Annotated in this window: 19 protein-coding genes; 4 read left to right on the forward strand and 15 right to left on the reverse strand. The window is 38.8% G+C overall.

From position 1 onward, the window contains the following. Positions 1–80: 80 nt before the first annotated feature. The 4 genes from HT728_RS02150 to HT728_RS02165 all read right to left on the reverse strand — a co-directional run bounded on the left by HT728_RS02150 (position 81) and on the right by HT728_RS02165 (position 3,308). Positions 81–620 (reverse strand): ClbS/DfsB family four-helix bundle protein, encoded by a 540-nt coding sequence (locus tag HT728_RS02150; protein ID WP_173233518.1) that lies wholly within the window; start codon positions 618–620, stop codon positions 81–83. Positions 621–677: 57 nt separating this feature from the next. Next, a complete protein-coding gene (locus tag HT728_RS02155) occupies positions 678–1,172 on the reverse strand; it encodes a YkgJ family cysteine cluster protein (RefSeq protein ID WP_173233520.1) in 495 nt (164 codons plus the stop codon). Positions 1,173–1,305: 133 nt separating this feature from the next. Next, entirely contained in the window at positions 1,306–3,039 is a 1,734-nt protein-coding gene (gene ptsP, locus HT728_RS02160) for a phosphoenolpyruvate--protein phosphotransferase (protein ID WP_173233522.1), read from the reverse strand. Between the two features lie 5 nt (positions 3,040–3,044). Then, on the reverse strand, positions 3,045–3,308 hold the full coding sequence (locus tag HT728_RS02165) for a phosphocarrier protein HPr (protein ID WP_000146947.1): 264 nt from the start codon (positions 3,306–3,308) through the stop codon (positions 3,045–3,047). 350 nt (positions 3,309–3,658) lie between these two features. Here HT728_RS02165 and nrdH point away from each other — a divergent pair, with 350 nt between their 5' ends. The 3 genes from nrdH to nrdF all read left to right on the forward strand — a co-directional run bounded on the left by nrdH (position 3,659) and on the right by nrdF (position 7,267). Further along, on the forward strand, positions 3,659–3,877 hold the full coding sequence (gene nrdH, locus HT728_RS02170; RefSeq protein WP_000259242.1) for a glutaredoxin-like protein NrdH: 219 nt from the start codon (positions 3,659–3,661) through the stop codon (positions 3,875–3,877). 80 nt (positions 3,878–3,957) lie between these two features. After that, positions 3,958–6,117, forward strand: coding sequence for a class 1b ribonucleoside-diphosphate reductase subunit alpha (gene nrdE, locus HT728_RS02175; RefSeq protein ID WP_173233524.1), 2,160 nt, complete (start codon positions 3,958–3,960; stop codon positions 6,115–6,117). A gap of 187 nt (positions 6,118–6,304) precedes the next feature. Continuing rightward, positions 6,305–7,267, forward strand: coding sequence for a class 1b ribonucleoside-diphosphate reductase subunit beta (gene nrdF / locus HT728_RS02180; RefSeq protein ID WP_100104525.1), 963 nt, complete (start codon positions 6,305–6,307; stop codon positions 7,265–7,267). On the opposite strand, the gene HT728_RS10570 is transcribed toward nrdF, so the two are convergent. Further along, the gene (locus tag HT728_RS10570; protein WP_240156592.1) at positions 7,264–7,410 is read right to left on the reverse strand and encodes a hypothetical protein; all 147 of its coding nucleotides are present in this window, start codon (positions 7,408–7,410) and stop codon (positions 7,264–7,266) included. The two genes, nrdF and HT728_RS10570, sit on opposite strands and share 4 nt — an antisense overlap. A 190-nt stretch (positions 7,411–7,600) precedes the next feature. On the opposite strand from HT728_RS10570, the gene HT728_RS02190 reads away from it, so the two are divergent. Then, the gene (locus HT728_RS02190) at positions 7,601–8,362 is read left to right on the forward strand and encodes a DeoR/GlpR family DNA-binding transcription regulator (RefSeq protein ID WP_164226247.1); all 762 of its coding nucleotides are present in this window, start codon (positions 7,601–7,603) and stop codon (positions 8,360–8,362) included. Between the two features lie 292 nt (positions 8,363–8,654). Here the strand turns inward: HT728_RS02190 and HT728_RS02195 are convergent, their stop codons facing one another. From HT728_RS02195 to HT728_RS02240, 10 genes are all read right to left on the reverse strand, one after another. Beyond that, the gene (locus tag HT728_RS02195) at positions 8,655–8,912 is read right to left on the reverse strand and encodes a DUF3884 family protein (RefSeq protein WP_173233527.1); all 258 of its coding nucleotides are present in this window, start codon (positions 8,910–8,912) and stop codon (positions 8,655–8,657) included. A gap of 42 nt (positions 8,913–8,954) precedes the next feature. Further along, complete coding sequence (lacG, locus tag HT728_RS02200; RefSeq protein WP_000169282.1) at positions 8,955–10,361, reverse strand: 6-phospho-beta-galactosidase; 1,407 nt, start codon at positions 10,359–10,361, stop codon at positions 8,955–8,957. A 218-nt stretch (positions 10,362–10,579) separates the two neighbouring features. Continuing rightward, positions 10,580–12,271: a lactose-specific PTS transporter subunit EIIC gene (locus tag HT728_RS02205; protein ID WP_173233529.1), complete on the reverse strand. Its 1,692-nt coding sequence runs from the start codon at positions 12,269–12,271 to the stop codon at positions 10,580–10,582. Further along, positions 12,271–12,588 (reverse strand): PTS lactose/cellobiose transporter subunit IIA, encoded by a 318-nt coding sequence (locus HT728_RS02210; protein ID WP_001078324.1) that lies wholly within the window; start codon positions 12,586–12,588, stop codon positions 12,271–12,273. Before HT728_RS02210 ends, HT728_RS02205 begins: the two co-directional genes overlap by 1 nt. Before the next feature lie 35 nt (positions 12,589–12,623). Then, complete coding sequence (locus HT728_RS02215) at positions 12,624–13,460, reverse strand: transcription antiterminator (RefSeq protein ID WP_173233531.1); 837 nt, start codon at positions 13,458–13,460, stop codon at positions 12,624–12,626. 232 nt (positions 13,461–13,692) lie between these two features. Then, on the reverse strand, positions 13,693–14,673 hold the full coding sequence (gene lacD / locus HT728_RS02220) for a tagatose-bisphosphate aldolase (protein WP_050104159.1): 981 nt from the start codon (positions 14,671–14,673) through the stop codon (positions 13,693–13,695). A gap of 1 nt (position 14,674) precedes the next feature. Next, on the reverse strand, positions 14,675–15,604 hold the full coding sequence (locus HT728_RS02225) for a tagatose-6-phosphate kinase (protein WP_173233533.1): 930 nt from the start codon (positions 15,602–15,604) through the stop codon (positions 14,675–14,677). A gap of 10 nt (positions 15,605–15,614) precedes the next feature. Then, positions 15,615–16,130, reverse strand: a complete 516-nt coding sequence (gene lacB / locus HT728_RS02230; RefSeq protein ID WP_001216913.1) for a galactose-6-phosphate isomerase subunit LacB — start codon at positions 16,128–16,130, stop codon at positions 15,615–15,617. Between the two features lie 30 nt (positions 16,131–16,160). Continuing rightward, positions 16,161–16,586 carry a galactose-6-phosphate isomerase subunit LacA gene (lacA, locus tag HT728_RS02235; protein ID WP_000029277.1) on the reverse strand — a complete coding sequence of 142 codons (426 nt, stop codon included), beginning with the start codon at positions 16,584–16,586 and terminating at the stop codon, positions 16,161–16,163. A gap of 156 nt (positions 16,587–16,742) precedes the next feature. After that, entirely contained in the window at positions 16,743–17,636 is an 894-nt protein-coding gene (locus tag HT728_RS02240; RefSeq protein WP_173233535.1) for an aldose 1-epimerase family protein, read from the reverse strand. Between the last annotated feature and the right edge of the window lie 8 nt (positions 17,637–17,644).

The following is a 17,644-nucleotide window of genomic DNA, read 5'->3' on the forward strand; positions in this document are numbered from 1 at the left end:
GACGTTGACGCAGTTTGAATTTGATTTTCATTGAGTATTACGTTTAAAAGAACTCATTCTTGCAATTTCAAAAAGTCCATCTATCCCTTACAATTCTTCCGATGAGCTTTGAGTTTTTTCAGAGCCCAATCATAGTGGCTTGACGTGCTACTAACAAAGTAGGAACCTAGACTTGTCCCACCCGTCCACTTATAGACACCTTTGGTAAAGAGTTCGTCATTGCTAAAAACTTCTATCAACTCTAAAACCTCCCTATGTGATTGTTCTAGGAGTATAGTCGCTTCTTCTAAGGAGGTTTTCTGGTGCTTCTTCCAAAAAGCGACATTCATTTCTCGATAAGTTTTCCAATTATAAGGTTCAGGGAGAAAAGGTCTTTCGTGACCTTTTTGATTAGAATAAACCCAAGTCAAAAGCAACTGATGCCATTCATAAAGATGGATCAAGACATCCCGTAGATTTTTATCCCTTTTCCAGTGAGCTTCTTTTTTCTTTGGGTCTCTTGAAAAATCAAATGGAGTCTGTAGCTCATCTTCACTTAGTTGGGAGATGAAACGATTGAGCTTTTCATAGTTTTCCTTAGAGGCCAGCATTAGATCCTCTTTTGTTTTCGGTCTAGGCACAGGAGTACTCCCTTCATATTACTAGTTATTATTAGAGATTTTTTATCCTTTAAATCTCTACAACTTATCCTTTAATTTCTCAACAAAGAGATAGGCTGCTGGACAGGTCAAGGTATTCTTAATCGTCAAATGGTTGATTTGATGGATCTTTTTGCGGTCAGTATGAGGGAATTCACGACAGGCCTTTGGACGAACGTCATAGATAGAACAAAGGTTATCTCCTCCTAAAAATGGGCAGGGCATGGATTTGAAAACCTTATCTCCATCTTCATCTACCTGCAGAAACTCCGCTTCAAAAGCTGGTAATTTCATCTTAAAATACTTGGCAATTCGTGTAATATCCGCTTCTTTAAAGTCGGGTCCCAAAGTCTTACAACAGTTGGCACAGGCCGTACAATCAATCTCCGCAAAGACTTCTTGGTGAATCTGCTGGGCTATCTTGTCTAGGTTTTTAGGAGGTTTTTTCTTTAAATCGGCTAAAACTTTGCGATGTTCCTTCTGCTTTTGTAAAGCTAATTGGTGGTAATACTCAATATCAATTTCTTTAGACATGGTTTCTCTCTTATTCTAATTACTTTCCCCTATTATACCATGCCTCTGAACCATTGAAAAGTGGACTTTACAAGACTATACTATTCCCGAATGTATCAAAAAACCTTGCAACTAGGTTACAAGGTTAATCACATTAATCAAAGTTAACGTACTCTTTTTGAAGTTCAAGGACTTCTTCCATTGTTGAACACTCTGTAAGGGCACGGTTAGCGTACTCTTCCATCTTAGCAGTATCCAATTTCTTCATCAAGCTACGTGTACGAAGTACAGATGTTGCTGACATAGAGAACTCATCCAAGCCCATTCCGACAAGAAGTGGAACAGCTTTTTGGTCACCAGCCATCTCACCACACATACCAGCCCATTTACCTTCAGCGTGAGCTGCCTTGATAATGTTGTTGATCAAGCGAAGGATTGATGGGTTATATGGTTGGTAAAGGTATGAAACTTGCTCGTTCATACGGTCTGCTGCCATTGAGTATTGGATCAAGTCGTTTGTTCCAATTGACATGAAGTCTACTTCTTTTGCAAATTGGTCTGCAAGCATGGCTGCTGCAGGGATTTCAATCATGATACCAACTTGGATGTCATCCGCAACTGCAACACCTTCAGCAAGAAGGTTTGCTTTTTCTTCATCAAAGACTGCTTTAGCTGCACGGAATTCTTTCAAAAGGGCAACCATTGGGAACATGATACGCAATTGACCATGAACAGAAGCACGAAGAAGGGCACGGATTTGTGTACGGAACATTGCATCTCCAGTTTCAGAAATAGAGATACGAAGGGCACGAAATCCAAGGAATGGGTTCATTTCATGTGGCATATCGAAGTAAGGAAGTTCCTTATCTCCACCAATATCCATTGTACGAACAACCACTGGTTTACCATTCATTCCCTCAAGAACAGCCTTGTATGCTTCATACTGTTCGTCTTCAGTTGGGAAGTCTTGAGAATCCATGTACAAGAATTCTGTACGGTAAAGTCCAACAGCTTCTGCACCGTTGTTGTTAACACCTTCCACGTCTTTTGGAGTACCGATGTTAGCTGCTAACTCGAAGTGTTTACCGTCAGCAGTTACTGTTTGAGCATCTTTCAAAAGTGCCCATTCAGCTTTTTGTTTAGCATAAGCTTCACCAGCTGCTTTAAATTCTGCCGCTTGTTCATCTGTTGGGTTGATAATGACTTCACCAGTAATTCCGTTAACGGCAAGGATATCACCGTCTTTCACTACTTCAGTGATGTTATTTGTTCCCAATACAGCTGCAATTTCAAGTGTACGTGCCATGATAGCTGAGTGGCTTGTACGTCCACCGATATTTGTTACAAAAGCTTTTACAAAGTTTTTGTCCAATTGAGCTGTATCAGATGGTGTCAAATCATGCGCAATCACGATTACTTCTTCGTTGATTGAAGCTGGGTTTGGCAATTTCTTACCAAGAAGGTTTGCCAATACACGTTTTGTCACGTCGCGGATGTCCGCTGCACGTTCTTGCATGTATGGGTTGTCTTCCATACCTTCAAAGATAGTGATGAACATGTCAGTCACTTCTTTAAGACCTGCTTCTGCATTGACTTTCTTAGCACGAATTGTTTCTTTAATCTGACCAATCAATTCTGGGTCAGAAAGAACCATCAAATGAGCGTCAAAAACTTGAGCCGCTTCTTCACCAAGCGTACCTACAGCTTTCTCGCGGATAAGAGAAAGCTCGTTTTGAGAAGCTTCAAGAGCAACATCCAAACGAGCCTCTTCTGCGTTTGTATCTTCGACTGAAATAGTCTCGAATGACAAATCCGGTTGAACGAGTAGATATGCTTTTGCAACTGCAACACCGTCAGATGCTGCGATTCCTTTAAGCATTTCTGTCATTTCCCTTATGCCAATCCTTCTTTTTCCATTGTTTCTGAGATTGCAGCGATAGCGTCATCTGCATCTGCACCTTCAGCTGAGATAGTTACGTCAGCACCTTGGCCAACACCAAGACTCATAACACCCATAATTGATTTAAGGTTAACTGATTTACCTTTGTACTCAAGAGTGATATCTGAAGCAAATTTGCTAGCAGTTTGTACCAACAATGTTGCTGGACGTGCGTGAATACCTGTTTCTGCCACTACGTGGAAATCTTTAGAAGCCATAGTTTGACTCTCCTTTTGTTCTTTCTTTTTTTGAGTTATATGTGATAACCCTTACAATTTGGTATTATACCATCTTCTAGGATTTTTTTCAAGCATTTTCTGGATTTTCCTTCAATTTCCTTTCAGATAACTTGCTGAAAATCTTCTGTCCTAGATAATAAAACACAGGATATAGTTTCTTTAAAAACGATTTATAGGATAATCATTGCTATTTTATAAAGCAAACACTACATATTGTGTTTTGTGAGCTTGACTAGAAAAACAGACCACTATATTTAGTTTAAATCATTGACAAATTTTTATTTTCTGATATACTAAGATAGTATTAAATTTTGAAGAGGAGTTACACAATGGTAACCGTTTATTCTAAAAACAATTGTGTCCAATGTAAAATGACCAAACGTTTCTTGGACAGTAATAACGTTGAATATAAAGAAATCAATCTTGATGAGCAGCCTGAGTACATCGATCAAGTCAAAGAACTCGGTTTTAGCGCAGCTCCTATTATTCAAACACCAACTGAAGTCTTTTCAGGTTTCCAACCAGGAAAACTGAAACAATTAGCATAATCTTAGTACATCATCCAGAAGAAACTGCTTCTAGGCCTAACTTAGAAGCCTTTCTTTTGTAATTAGATAAGGGAAATTTTATGGGATTAAAACATCTTGAAGACGTGACTTACTTCCGTCTCAATAACGAAATCAACCGTCCTGTTAATGGACAAATCATGCTTCATAAAGATAAGGAAGCCTTGGATGCCTTCTTTAAAGAAAATGTCGTTCCAAACACTATGGTTTTTGATTCAATTAAAGATAAAATCAACTACCTCATTGACCACAACTACATCGAAACAGCCTTTATCAAGAAATACCGTCCAGAGTTCTTGGAAGAATTGTCACAATTTATCAAAGACCAAAACTTCCAATTCAAGTCTTTCATGGCTGCTTATAAATTTTACAATCAATATGCCTTAAAGACTAATGACGGTGAATATTATCTTGAAAGTATGGAAGACCGTGTCTTCTTTAACGCCCTTTATTTCGCTGATGGGAATGAAGCTGTTGCAATCGATATTGCCAATGAAATCATCCACCAACGCTACCAACCTGCTACTCCTTCCTTCTTGAATGCTGGACGTGCTCGTCGTGGGGAGTTGGTATCTTGTTTCTTAATCCAAGTGACGGATGACATGAACTCTATCGGACGTTCTATCAACTCTGCCCTTCAACTTTCACGTATTGGTGGTGGTGTGGGAATTACCCTCAGCAACCTTCGTGAAGCTGGTGCACCTATCAAGGGGTATGAAGGAGCAGCTTCTGGTGTCGTACCAGTTATGAAACTCTTCGAAGATAGCTTCTCTTACTCAAACCAATTGGGGCAACGTCAAGGTGCTGGGGTTGTCTACCTCAACGTCTTTCACCCAGATATCATCGCCTTCCTTTCAACTAAGAAAGAAAACGCCGATGAAAAAGTTCGTGTCAAGACCCTTTCACTTGGTGTCGTTGTACCAGATAAATTCTACGAATTGGCTCGTAAAAATGAAGAAATGTACCTCTTCAGCCCTTACTCTGTAGAAAAAGAATACGGTGTGCCATTCAACTACATCGATATTACTGAAAAATACGATGAACTAGTTGCAAATCCAAATATTCGCAAGACAAAAATCAAGGCGCGTGATTTGGAAACTGAAATCTCCAAATTGCAACAAGAGTCTGGCTATCCTTATGTCGTCAACATTGATACGGCCAACCGTGCAAATCCTATTGATGGTAAGATTATCATGAGTAACTTGTGTTCTGAGATTCTTCAGGTCCAAGAACCAAGCTTGATCAACGATGCTCAAGAATTCCTTCAGATGGGAACGGATGTTTCATGTAACCTTGGTTCAACCAACGTGGTCAACATGATGACTTCACCTGATTTTGGTCGTTCTATCCGTGCTATGGTTCGTGCTTTAACTTTCGTTACAGATAGTTCACACATCGTAGCTGTTCCTACCATCGACCACGGAAATAGCCAAGCTCATACCTTTGGTCTTGGTGCCATGGGACTTCACAGCTACCTTGCTCAACAACTCATTGAATATGGATCGCCTGAGTCTGTTGAATTTACAAGCATCTACTTTATGCTTATGAACTACTGGACCTTGGTTGAATCAAACAATATTGCGCGTGAACGTGGTATCACCTTCCACAACTTTGAAAAATCAGACTATGCTAAGGGAAGCTACTTCGACAAGTATGTAACTGGCGAATTTATTCCAAAATCAGACCGTGTTAAAGAACTTTTCAAAGATGTCTTTATCCCAAGTGCTGCTGACTGGGCTGAACTTCGCGACAAGGTTCAAGCAGATGGTCTTTACCACCAAAACCGCCTTGCTGTTGCTCCAAATGGTTCGATCAGTTACATCAATGACGTTTCGGCTTCTATCCACCCGATTACGCAACGTATCGAAGAACGCCAAGAAAAGAAAATCGGTAAAATCTACTATCCTGCTGCTGGCTTGTCAACAGAAACGATTCCTTACTACACTTCTGCCTACGACATGGATATGCGTAAGGTGATTGATGTTTACGCTGCTGCAACAGAGCACGTGGACCAAGGTCTTTCACTCACACTCTTTATGCGTAGTGACATTCCAAAAGGACTTTACGAATGGAAGAAAGAAAACAAACAAACGACACGTGACTTGTCTATCCTTCGTAACTATGCCTTTAACAAGGGTATCAAGTCTATCTACTACGTCCGTACTTTCACAGACGATGGTGGAGAAGTCGGTGCTAACCAATGTGAAAGTTGTGTGATTTAGTTTCTAGCATAGAAACACTATTTTTCCCCTAGGTAGCACTGATAAAATCAAATCTACTATGTCATAACATAATTTATGTAACATTTTAAAAGTCGGGCTTCCGACTTTTTGTGCGATACTCCTATAGAATTATGGTAGAATAGAATAATTGTGAGTTCGCAATACTAAACACAGAAAGAGATTTCAAATGGAAACTTACTACAAAGCCATTAACTGGAATGCCATCGAAGATGTCATCGACAAATCAACTTGGGAAAAACTGACGGAGCAATTCTGGCTCGATACACGTATTCCCTTGTCAAACGACTTGGATGACTGGAGAAAGCTATCTAACAAAGAGAAAGACTTGGTTGGAAAAGTCTTTGGTGGTTTAACCCTTCTCGACACTATGCAATCTGAAACTGGGGTTGAAGCCCTTCGCGCAGATATCCGTACACCACATGAGGAAGCTGTTTTCAATAACATCCAATTTATGGAATCTGTCCACGCTAAATCTTATTCATCAATCTTTTCTACCTTAAATACTAAGGCTGAGATTGAAGAAATTTTCGAATGGACCAATACCAATCCTTATCTGCAAAAGAAGGCTGAGATTGTCAACGAAATCTACCTCAACGGTAGCCCACTTGAAAAGAAAGTTGCCAGTGTCTTCCTCGAAACCTTCCTCTTCTACTCTGGTTTCTTCACACCGCTCTACTATCTAGGAAATAACAAGTTGGCCAACGTTGCGGAAATCATTAAACTGATTATTCGTGACGAATCTGTTCACGGAACCTACATTGGTTACAAATTCCAACTTGGTTTCAATGAATTGCCTGAAGAAGAGCAAGAAAAACTCAAAGAATGGATGTACGACCTACTCTATACTCTTTATGAAAATGAAGAAGGCTACACAGAAAGCCTCTATGACGGTGTTGGTTGGACGGAAGAAGTCAAAACCTTCCTTCGCTACAATGCTAACAAGGCTCTCATGAATCTAGGCCAAGATCCACTCTTCCCAGATTCAGCTGATGATGTCAACCCAATCGTTATGAACGGTATTTCAACAGGAACTTCCAACCACGACTTCTTCTCTCAAGTCGGAAATGGTTACCTTCTTGGTGAAGTTGAAGCCATGCAAGATGATGACTACAACTACGGTTTGGACTAATACTCTTCGAAAATCTCTTCAAACCACGTCAGCGTCGCCTTACCGTAGATATGGTAACTGACTTCGTCAGTCTTATCTACAACCTCAAAACAGTGCTTTGAGCAACCTGCGGCTAGCTTCCTAGTTTGCTCTTTGATTTTCATTGAGTATAATTCTCCACCACTCTTAACCATCAAAAAGTAAACTAGAAACAACAAAATAATAACTTAATAAAAATATCGAAAGTTTTGAAAATAAACCTCGATATTTTTGTTTTTGTTTTATTTTGTTGTTTTTGTATTTGAATGATGAGCTAGTTTATGGTAAGATAGTAGTAGGAAACGAGGTGATAATATGCTCAAACAAGAAAAATTAACCAAAATTTTAGAGATAGTAAATAGTAAAGGAACCATAACGGTTAAGCAGATTATGGACGAAATAGCCGTTTCAGATATGACTGCAAGGCGCTATTTACAGGAATTAGCTGATAAAGACTTGCTGATTCGTGTGCATGGTGGAGCTGAAAAACTTCGAACCAACTCCCTTTTGACTAATGAGCGATCAAATATTGAAAAACAAGCCCTCCAAACGGCAGAAAAACAAGAAATAGCCCGTTTTGCAGGCAGTCTAGTAGAAGAAAGAGAAACTATTTTCATTGGACCAGGAACAACATTAGAATTTTTTGCGCGTGAGTTACCTATTGACAATATCCGCGTCGTGACCAACAGTCTACCTGTTTTTCTGATTTTAAGCGAACGAAAATTAACAGATTTGATTTTAATAGGTGGAAATTATCGCGAAATTACAGGTGCTTTTGTTGGCACATTGACCCTACAAAATCTCTCTAATCTCCAATTTTCTAAAGCTTTCGTTAGCTGTAATGGTATTCAAAACGGAGCTCTAGCTACTTTTAGCGAGGAAGAGGGAGAGGCTCAACGCATCGCTTTAAATAATTCTAATAAAAAATATTTACTCGCAGATCATAGTAAGTTCAATAAGTTTGATTTTTATACTTTTTATAATGTATCAAATCTTGATACTATTGTTTCAGATTCTAAACTAAGTGATTCAATCCTTTTTGAGCTATCTAAACTTACTAAAGTCATCAAGCCTTAATAAACTGAAAGATTCTGGGTAAGAACTCAATTTCAGAAGAAAATGAAGTAAATCTTCCTACAAAAACGCATAATACCAAGGTTTTTCAACACCTGATATTATGCGTTTTTCTGCGTTAAAGACTTTTTGCTCAATTGCTTTATCTGCTACCTCAAAGCTATGCATTGAGAAATCTGCGACTTGCTTTCTAGTTTAAAGTTGCTCTTTGATTTTTATTGAGTATAAGCAACGTGATTAGATAAGAGTTTTGCAGAGTACTAGATATAAGATTTAAAACTTTTTTGGAAATTGGTTACGATTGTTGAAACGGCATAAAATCTGAATCAAAGGAGATAGTATCCCATTCTTCAGGACTGATAAAATTTAAAAAGATATTTTTAAATTCTTCCAGCTCATAGTCTGAATGACAAATCCATTCTTTACCGGTCGAGACATACCATTTCCCAAGGCTTTTCAGTTCTTCATTCGTCAAACACGGTATTTGAGAACATTTTTCAAAGTTGATAATATAAACTTTTTCATAAATAGATTGGATAAAATTTTTGAACATCTTTTTGCCTCACTAAAATTCTATATCTAATGACTCATTCTACTACTCAATCACTTGAGTTTCCGCTACTTTCTTGTACCAATGAGCTGATTTCTTCGGATAACGTTCTTGCGTTTCAAAGTCTACATAGAAGAGACCATAACGTTTCTCATAACCGTTTGACCATGAGAAGACGTCCATCAATGACCAAATAAAGTAACCTTTTATATTCGCTCCATCTGCAATCGCATCAGACAAAACCTCTAAGTGTTGTTTGACATAATCAATACGGCCATCATCGTAAACAGTGTTATCAACGAACTCATCTTTATATCCAAGACCATTTTCAGTGATGTAGATTTTCTTATAATTAGGATAATCTTTCTTCACGCGCATGATTTGGTCATACAAACCTTGAGGGTAGATAATCCAATCCCAATCCGTACGTGGTACATAATCAGGAGCTACACGACGACCAACACCTTTGATTTGGTATTTAGAACTTCCTTTCTCACCCTTACCATTATGGATGATTTCAGTTTCTCCATCAAAGGCTTCCATCCAGTCACTCATATAGTAGTTAATTCCAAGGAAGTCATTCAAGTCTTTTGCGGCTTCTAATACTTCGAAATCTTCGTCACGCAAGTCAAGCTTTCCACCATTGGCAGCCAAGATAGCCTCTACCCCTGCCAGGGTCTTTTCAGAATAGTGACCCAGATAAGTTGCATCCAAGATAAATTTATTGTGAATAATATCTTCCAACTCTGCTGCACGAACATCTGCTGGATTTTTAGGATTCAAAGGATACTTAGTTGGTAGAGCGTGAACAACACCAATTTCACCTTTATAACCTTTATCTTTATATAGCTTAACTGCACGCGCATGAGAAACCATCATATTGTGGTGCGATTGGAAAACTTTGGCAAGGTCGTACTGAATACCTGGAGGGAATTTCCCAACCAAGTATTGACCATCACCAATTGGCCCAATTTCATTAAAGGTTGTCCAATAATTTACTTCTGGAAATTCTTCAAAACAGAAGGCCGCGTAGTCTACAAAGTGTTCAATATTTTCACGATTTAAGAAGTCGCCATTTGAGTGGAGAGCTTCTGGCGTGTCAAAGTGGTGAAGAGTTACAAAGGGCTCAACATGACGTTTGTGACACTCTGCAAATAGATTATGATAAAACTCGACACCTTTCTGATTTACTTGACCGTAACCAGTCGGAAAAATACGTGACCAAGCAATAGAAATTCGAATACCATTGACACCATACTCTTCTGCTAGCTTTAGGTCAACTGGATATCGATTGTAAAAGTCACTGGCTGGTTCTGCAGTGTACCAGTAGTTATCTTCAAGATATTTATCCCAAGCAACTGGTCCTTTTCCATCAGTATGTGTAGCGCCTTCTGCTTGATAGGCAGCAGTTGCGCCACCGAAAATAAAGTCTTTTGGTAATGTTTTTGTCATACTTTTCACCTATTTCTTGATTTAAATAAAGTAAAAGTGAGAGGAGAGGAGAGGAGTCAGTGAGCCATCCTTCTCCATCTCACTTCTTGTACCAAGTCACCGAATTGTGACATGAGGAGGTAAAAACGATATCCTTTTACCGACGAATTAACAAGGCAATTAGGAAATTCGCCATAGCGATTTCCGTAACGATAGGAGACTTTTCACAGTCCCTAGCCTTAATCGAATTGCGCTTGTACAAATGCTAGAGCACCTTTTCCATCACGAGTTAATTTGATGTATTGAGCGCCTTCTGTCTTGGCAAGTTTAATACCGAGTTTATCTGTTTCTGCTTTCATGTCTTCAAAGTTTGAAGCAACTTGAGGGGCAAGGATAACTAGATCAAACTCTGGTAACATTTCACGGTGAGCACCATAGCCACCTGCTGCTGCTTTCACAGGAACATTGTACTCTGCAGCTGCCTTGTTCAAAGCATTCGCAAGGAGACCACTTGTACCTCCACCAGCACAGAGAACGAGGACATTTGTTTCTTCAGTGATGGTATTTTGTGCTGTTTCTACACCTGCTTTTTCAAGAATAGCATCTGCTTTTGCAGTGTTGAAGTTTGCAGCAACTTTTTCTTTCAATTCATCATTAGACTTACCTGAACGTTCTTCTTCAAGAATTTGTTCATCATAGACTTTAAGGAATGGATAGTAAATGACAACGTCAACCACGATTAGAAGGGCAGCAAGAATGAATGATAGAACTTGGAAGTTAGTTCCAAGAACTAGACCTAGTGGAGCTGGAGTTGTCCATGGTAGATTAGCAGTAAATGAGTTCATTCCAAGAGTTTCAATAAAGAATTTAAAGATCCATACGTTTGCGATAGGAGCAAAAATAAATGGAATGAAGAAGATTGGATTTAATACCAATGGAGCACCGAACAAGATAGGCTCATTTACACCGAAGAAGGTAGGAACTACTGAAGCACGTCCGATTGCACGGTTACGTTTCGATTTTGTTAACCACATGAACATGAAAGGAACAACTAGTGTCGCACCTGTACCACCCATGGTCACGATAAACATTTGTGTACCAGAAGTAAGGATCTTGTCAGCGTGCATACCTTGTTGGAGAAGGTTCAAGTTGACTTCGGCATTTGCATAGGTAATAGCTGCGATAGCAGGCTCAACAATAGATGGACCGTGAATCCCAACAAACCAGAAGAAGGCAAAGGCACCAAAGATAATGGTAATACCAAGATAGCCATCAGCAGCAGAGAATAATGGTGCAAAGAATTTACCGATTGATTCAGCTACGCTTGCACCAACAAAATGACGAGCTAGTAAATCAAGAGCATAAAGAGAAACCACTGAGAGAGTGAATGGAATCACATCTTTAAAGACTTGTGAGATATTTGGTGGAACTTCGTCAGGCATACGAATAGTGACGTTGTTCTTAACACAAACCTTATAGATGGCTACAGTAACAAAGGCAGCAAGGAAGGCTGAAAGCAAACCTTTTGTCCCCAAGAATCCAGTAGCTAGGCCATTTTCGATAGGATCAGCTGCCAACATCAACAAACCAACAATTGCTGCCAACAATGTTGACATATAGTTGATTTGATTGGTTTTCTCCATGCTACGGTTTACTGAGTCGGTCAATGACTTAGCTGTTGTACCAGCTACCAAGAGAGCCAGAATACCCATAGAATAGCTATAAGGTTTCATCAGAAAGGCCACAACTTCATCAGACCATTTAAAGCCCCATGAGTTTGGTACAAAGGCAATCAAGATAAAAATACTTGAGAAGAGAATGACAGGCATACCTGCAATGAAACCATCACGAATAGCACGAAGATAGATATTACGAGATAATTTCTCAAAGAAAGGTTTTCCTTTCTCGATAAATGCAATTAGTTTGTTCATTATTTAACTCCTCTCTTGTACAGTTCAATTAAATGGTGCATTAGGTCTTTTAACAAAATAGTTGTCATCAAGTGATCTTGACCGTGCATCATGGTCACACTATAGGCTAAGTCCTCACCTGAAGCTTCCTTAGTCAATAGACTTGTTTGCGCGTGGTGAGCCTCTGCAATGCATGAACCAGCTTCCTCAACTAAGCTATCTGCTTTCGCAAAATCACCAGCTTCAGCAGCCTTCAAGGCTTCCAATAGTTTTGAACGAGCATCGCCAGCATAGGCTACGATTTCAAAACCTAACAATGTTACTTCTTCTCTATTCATGATAGAATTCCCCTTATGTATTTTTAATTAAATTTTTATGACAATAAACGTTGGATATGTAGAACTAGATAAACTCGTTCACTTTTATACAAATCAAGACCCGTATGTTGTGTAATCACATCATAGATTTTGGAACCAATCTCGAACGCTTTTGGATAGGATTGTTTAATATGTTCTTCCATATCCAGAAGTGATTGGTTATCATCTCTAGATCTGTCTAAATAATCCAAGAAATAATTCAGATGAATCATAAAGCGATCATAGAAATGGTTATTCTCTTTAGTTCGTTGAATTGCATAGTCCGTTAAAACTTCTTCAACATTCCTGAGAATTTCTTTCCTCTTATCAATCGACTTAACTACTTCTACTTCATTCTCGCCTTCGGCATTGATGAAATGATAAGCAATCCGAATAATTTCATCCTCAGGGAAATGATCTGCTAGCTTCTGACGGTAAATTTCAAAAGCTTCATTTGCAATTTGAAAAGCGACAGGATACTTAGTGGAAATATCTGGCAGATTACTATCCTTGTACCTTCCTTGTGCTAGAGCTTGGTAAGAACAGTAAATATGATCTGTCAAGGTTACGTAGAGATACTCTTGAATCGGATAATGATATTTCTTTGATAGCTTATCAATGATTTCATAAGTCACTGTGATAAAATCAAGCGGAACATCTTTGAGAAGAGCCATAAAGTTTTCTCTGGACTCTTCTGTCTTCATCCGAAAGATTTTCTCAACCTGATGTTCAGCAATCAAATCCCCCTTCTTCTTTCCAAATGCAATCCCCTTACCAATTACAATCACCTCTTCTCCTTTATCATTTCTGACAAGTGAAACATTATGATTCATTGGATTTAGAATTCGATACATGTCAACCTCCTTTTATATCTTAAAGGTATATGAGTACAAAAAATGACCACAAATGAACTAGAAAATCATCCGATTTCTAATTCACCTGTGATCATGCCTAATCTTACTTAGTAACACTCACCTTGTATTAACTTGTGATTTAAGTATAGCACAAGTAAGTTATTTTGTAAACCTTTACATACAACTTTTTTTAAATTTTTTAGATTCATGTTCCTAAACTAGGAGGACTTTCTTACACACGTTCTTTCCATGAAGTCGCTGTTGTTTGAAGAACTTTGTTGAGCTCATCAATGTTTTCAAATCCAGTTGTGCGAAGCCATTCGCGAGCTGCTGTTTCACCATCTTTGATGTATGCTTCAACTGATCCAGCCCATGTTGCACGGCCACAAAGAACTCCGTTAAAGTTTGCACCTGATTCATGAGCAAATACAAGAGTATCTTGGAAGAGTTTAGCTGATACACCAGCACTCAAGTAGATGTATGGCAAGTTCGTTGCTTCATCTTGCGCTTTGAAGAAGGCTGCTGCTTCTTCACGTGTATAAACTACTTCACCTTCAGCGAAGCCTTCAACATATTTAATGTTAACAGGAACTTCAACTTTCAAGACATCAATGTTAAAACGTGGGTCTGAGAAGACTTTCATAGCACCGATAACTTTGTGTGGTTTTACTTTAGCGTATTCTACAGAACCAGCGTCAGCAATTTTTTCATCGTAAGCAAGGATTTCAAGGAAGAATGGGATATCTTCAGCCACACATTCAGAACCGATACGTTCGATGTAAGCTTGTTTTTCTTGGTTAAGTTCGTCTGAGCTATCTACATCATAGTAAAGCAAGAATTTAACTGCATCTGCACCTTCTTCTTTGATACGTTTTGCAGACCAAACATCCAAGCAGTCTGGCAAGCGTTTTGTGCTTGTTGTGTCGTAACCTGTTTTTTCATAAGCAAGGAGAAGACCAGCTTTTTCATCAAGAGCTTTAGTTGCTGGAAGTCCATACTCAGGATCAAGAAGCATAGATGAAGCGTATTTGGTCAATTCATCTGCTACCAAGACTTTCAGTTCTTCCATTTGAGCTACAGTCGGTTCTTCTGTTTGGTGTTGAGCCATGAGGCGTTTCAAAGCACCACGTTGGTCAAATGCAAGAGCTGAGATGATACCATTTTCATCAGAAAGTTTTTCTAAGCGTGCACGTTTTTGTTCTGTTAAAGCCATTTTATACCTCTTTTACTATTAATTGATCATATAGAGCTTGATAGTTGGCCATGTTGACATGACCAGTCATTTTTTCTTGAGCATTGAGCATACCAAGGACATTTGCCTTGATGAGTAATTCTGCATCCGATTCTTTGTGAAGAAGTCCTGAAGAAATTCCTGCTACAGTAGAATCTCCAGATCCGACAGGGTTGACTACCTGAATTCTAGGAATATCTACCTTGTAGAAAGTGTTACCATGTTTGGCAAAAGCACCGTTGGCACCAAGTGAAACGATAATCCATTCAATACCTGCAAACAAAGGTTCTTGAAGGACTTCTTTTAATTCATCCAAATCCTCAGAAACTTCTCTTCCCAGAAGCTGAGACAATTCCTCATTATTTGGTTTGATGACTGTTGGTTTATGTGGTGATTCAAGAACCGCCTGAAGTGCTGCACCAGAGCAGTCCAAAACAACAGGCTTGCCAGCTTGATTAGCAAGTTCTACCAAGCTCGCATAGTAATCAACTGGAAGGTCAGCTGGCAGACTACCTGAGATAGCTACTACTTCAACTGAGTCCAAGAGTTTTTTGAAATGTTCCAAAAACTCTTGACCTTCTTGTTCAAGAACTTCAGGTCCTTTTTCAAGAACTTCTGTTTGGTTGTCACCGTGGAGAATAGCAATACAGTTCCGAGTTTCTCCCTGAATTGAGAAGAAATCTTTCTTTACTTGATCATCGATATTCTCAACCAAAAACTCACCAAGTTTGCCACCCACTAAACCAGTAGCAAGAACAGAATCCCCAAATTCTGAAAGTACTCGGGTAACATTGAGTCCCTTACCACCAGCCGTTTTGGTTACATCCACCACACGATTGACAGTATCAATCTTCAACTCATCCAAAGGATAGGAAATATCAATGGATGGGTTCATTGTGACTGTTAAAATCATAGGTCACCTCTTAGTCGTGGTATTCTCCGCGATCCCATTTTTCAAGGAATTCAGTGAAGAAGTTTGCGTCTGTTTGTTGAGCATTGTGACTTTCGACGTGTTCAATTTTCGCAATCAATTTTTTGTTTTCTTCAGATGGTTTGTATTCAGCATGGATGAAAGCTTCGATGATATCACACATGAGCAATTCACCAGTAATCTTACCACCAAAGCCGATAACGTTAGCGTTCAATTGTTCTTTAGCATAAAGGGCTGTTGTCATATCACGAACCAAGGCAGAACGGACACCTGGAACTTTATTTACAGCGTTGTTGATACCAACACCAGTACCACAGATACATACTCCAAGATCAGCTTGACCACTAGTTACAGCTTCCCCTACTTTTTTACCAAAGATTGGGTAGTGAGTACGTGTATGATCATATGTACCAAAGTCAATGACTTCATATCCTTTTGATTTCAAAAATTCTGAAACCGCCATTTTTTCATCTGTTACGATGTGGTCACATCCAATTGCAATTCTCATTTTTAACTTACCTTTCTTACTGTAATCTAATTAGCACATTTTGTTCAACATGTCGACCCGAATTTGGTGACGTCCACCATCGTATTTACCGTTAACAAATCCTTTAGCAATGTTTTTAGCCAATTCATCACCAACAAGTTGTGCACCCATAGTGATCATACGAGAGTTGTTGTGGCCACGAGTCATATAAGCTGAACGTTCGTCAGATACTTCTGCAGCAACCATTCCTTTGATCTTAGTTGCGACCATAAATGGACCAGCACCGTAAGCATCAATCACGATACCAAGGTTTTGTTCTTCTTTGTTTACTTCTGCAGCAACAGCAAGAGTCACATCAACAAAGTCTTGACCTTCAGCTGTAACATCCACAACGTGGAAATTTTCTTTTTCTAAGAAGTCTTTCACAACTTCTTTCAATCTCAAACCTGCAGCATCTGCACCGATAACAATAGACATATTGTATACTCCTTTTTATTTTTTCTATGCTGGATTCCAGCAGTGTATTGGCTGTCTTTAAAAAACAGTCAATTAGTCCTCACAAACATAATATACTACTATTGTTTGAAAAAGTCAACAGTTTATGTTTGTTTTTGTTATTTATTTTTTACTTTTTTATAAAACTTCTATCTCAAACCCTATTTCTTCAACCTGATTGGCTTCTAAGAGACGAACATTCTTCTTATCTTCTAGATGATCTCCTTCTTCAAGGGATGTTGACAAGCCAGACCATGGTTCAAAGGCAATGAAAGGACCTTTATTCAAAGTTGACCAGATGATGAGATTTGGAAACTCTGCAAAGTTCACTTTCAATCCCTTATCATGTTTACGAGAACGAAGGGCAATTGTTCTAGATTGCAATTCATCTAAGGTGACTGCATCTGTACTGAAAAGATCATAGCTAAGGTCTAATTCTTTTTGATCTTCTAGCCATGGACTTCTATCTTGAAAATCAAGCAGACCTGTGTCTGGGAAAGGACGTGGAACAGAGCAAGTCTCTTCTTTCTCAAACTCTAGATAATAATCTTCATAGACTTCATCATCCAGTAGAGGACAATTAAATCCTGGATGGCCACCAATAAAGTAAGGCATGACCTTGTTAGTTTCTTTATTGAAAATCTTGTATTGAGTCCGTACTGTCTTCCCAGTAAGGATATAAGTGATTTCTAGGCGGAAATGATAAGGGTAGTTCTGGTAGCTATTCTCATCGTCTTCAATTGCAAAAGTTACACTATTATCTGTCTGTTCAACTAATTCAAATTCTTTCTTGCGAACCAAACCATGACGAGGAATCTTTCCTTTACTTTCTTGTCCATTATCATCTATATAAAGTGCTGTATCCCCTCTCAATGAACCACAAATGGGAAAGAGAACAGGAGCTTGTCCACTCCAATAAGTAGCATCTCCTTGCCATAAGTATTCAGTACCGTCATTATCTTTAATTGATGAAAGAGTGCCACCGAGTGTTTTAAACTCGACTGTTAATTTATCTGATTTTAATTTAATCACTGTTATTT

The organism is Streptococcus sp. 544 (assembly GCF_013277385.1).
In the GTDB taxonomy this organism is placed as follows: domain Bacteria; phylum Bacillota; class Bacilli; order Lactobacillales; family Streptococcaceae; genus Streptococcus; species Streptococcus mitis_BA.

Coding starts and splice junctions, on each gene's coding strand:
- HT728_RS02190 (WP_164226247.1), top strand. CDS start 7,601: ATGCTCAAACAAGAAAAATTAACCAAAATTTTAGAGATAGTAAATAGT.
- HT728_RS02215 (WP_173233531.1), bottom strand. CDS start 13,460: ATGTATCGAATTCTAAATCCAATGAATCATAATGTTTCACTTGTCAGA.
- lacB (WP_001216913.1), bottom strand. CDS start 16,130: ATGAGAATTGCAATTGGATGTGACCACATCGTAACAGATGAAAAAATG.
- HT728_RS02155 (WP_173233520.1), bottom strand. CDS start 1,172: ATGTCTAAAGAAATTGATATTGAGTATTACCACCAATTAGCTTTACAA.
- HT728_RS02195 (WP_173233527.1), bottom strand. CDS start 8,912: ATGTTCAAAAATTTTATCCAATCTATTTATGAAAAAGTTTATATTATC.
- lacD (WP_050104159.1), bottom strand. CDS start 14,673: ATGGCTTTAACAGAACAAAAACGTGCACGCTTAGAAAAACTTTCTGAT.
- HT728_RS02205 (WP_173233529.1), bottom strand. CDS start 12,271: ATGAACAAACTAATTGCATTTATCGAGAAAGGAAAACCTTTCTTTGAG.
- lacG (WP_000169282.1), bottom strand. CDS start 10,361: ATGACAAAAACATTACCAAAAGACTTTATTTTCGGTGGCGCAACTGCT.
- lacA (WP_000029277.1), bottom strand. CDS start 16,586: ATGTCTATTGTTATCGGTGCAGATGCTGCAGGTTTGAGATTGAAAGAA.
- HT728_RS02225 (WP_173233533.1), bottom strand. CDS start 15,604: ATGATTTTAACAGTCACAATGAACCCATCCATTGATATTTCCTATCCT.
- nrdF (WP_100104525.1), top strand. CDS start 6,305: ATGGAAACTTACTACAAAGCCATTAACTGGAATGCCATCGAAGATGTC.
- HT728_RS10570 (WP_240156592.1), bottom strand. CDS start 7,410: ATGAAAATCAAAGAGCAAACTAGGAAGCTAGCCGCAGGTTGCTCAAAG.
- HT728_RS02165 (WP_000146947.1), bottom strand. CDS start 3,308: ATGGCTTCTAAAGATTTCCACGTAGTGGCAGAAACAGGTATTCACGCA.
- nrdH (WP_000259242.1), top strand. CDS start 3,659: ATGGTAACCGTTTATTCTAAAAACAATTGTGTCCAATGTAAAATGACC.
- HT728_RS02210 (WP_001078324.1), bottom strand. CDS start 12,588: ATGAATAGAGAAGAAGTAACATTGTTAGGTTTTGAAATCGTAGCCTAT.
- ptsP (WP_173233522.1), bottom strand. CDS start 3,039: ATGACAGAAATGCTTAAAGGAATCGCAGCATCTGACGGTGTTGCAGTT.
- nrdE (WP_173233524.1), top strand. CDS start 3,958: ATGGGATTAAAACATCTTGAAGACGTGACTTACTTCCGTCTCAATAAC.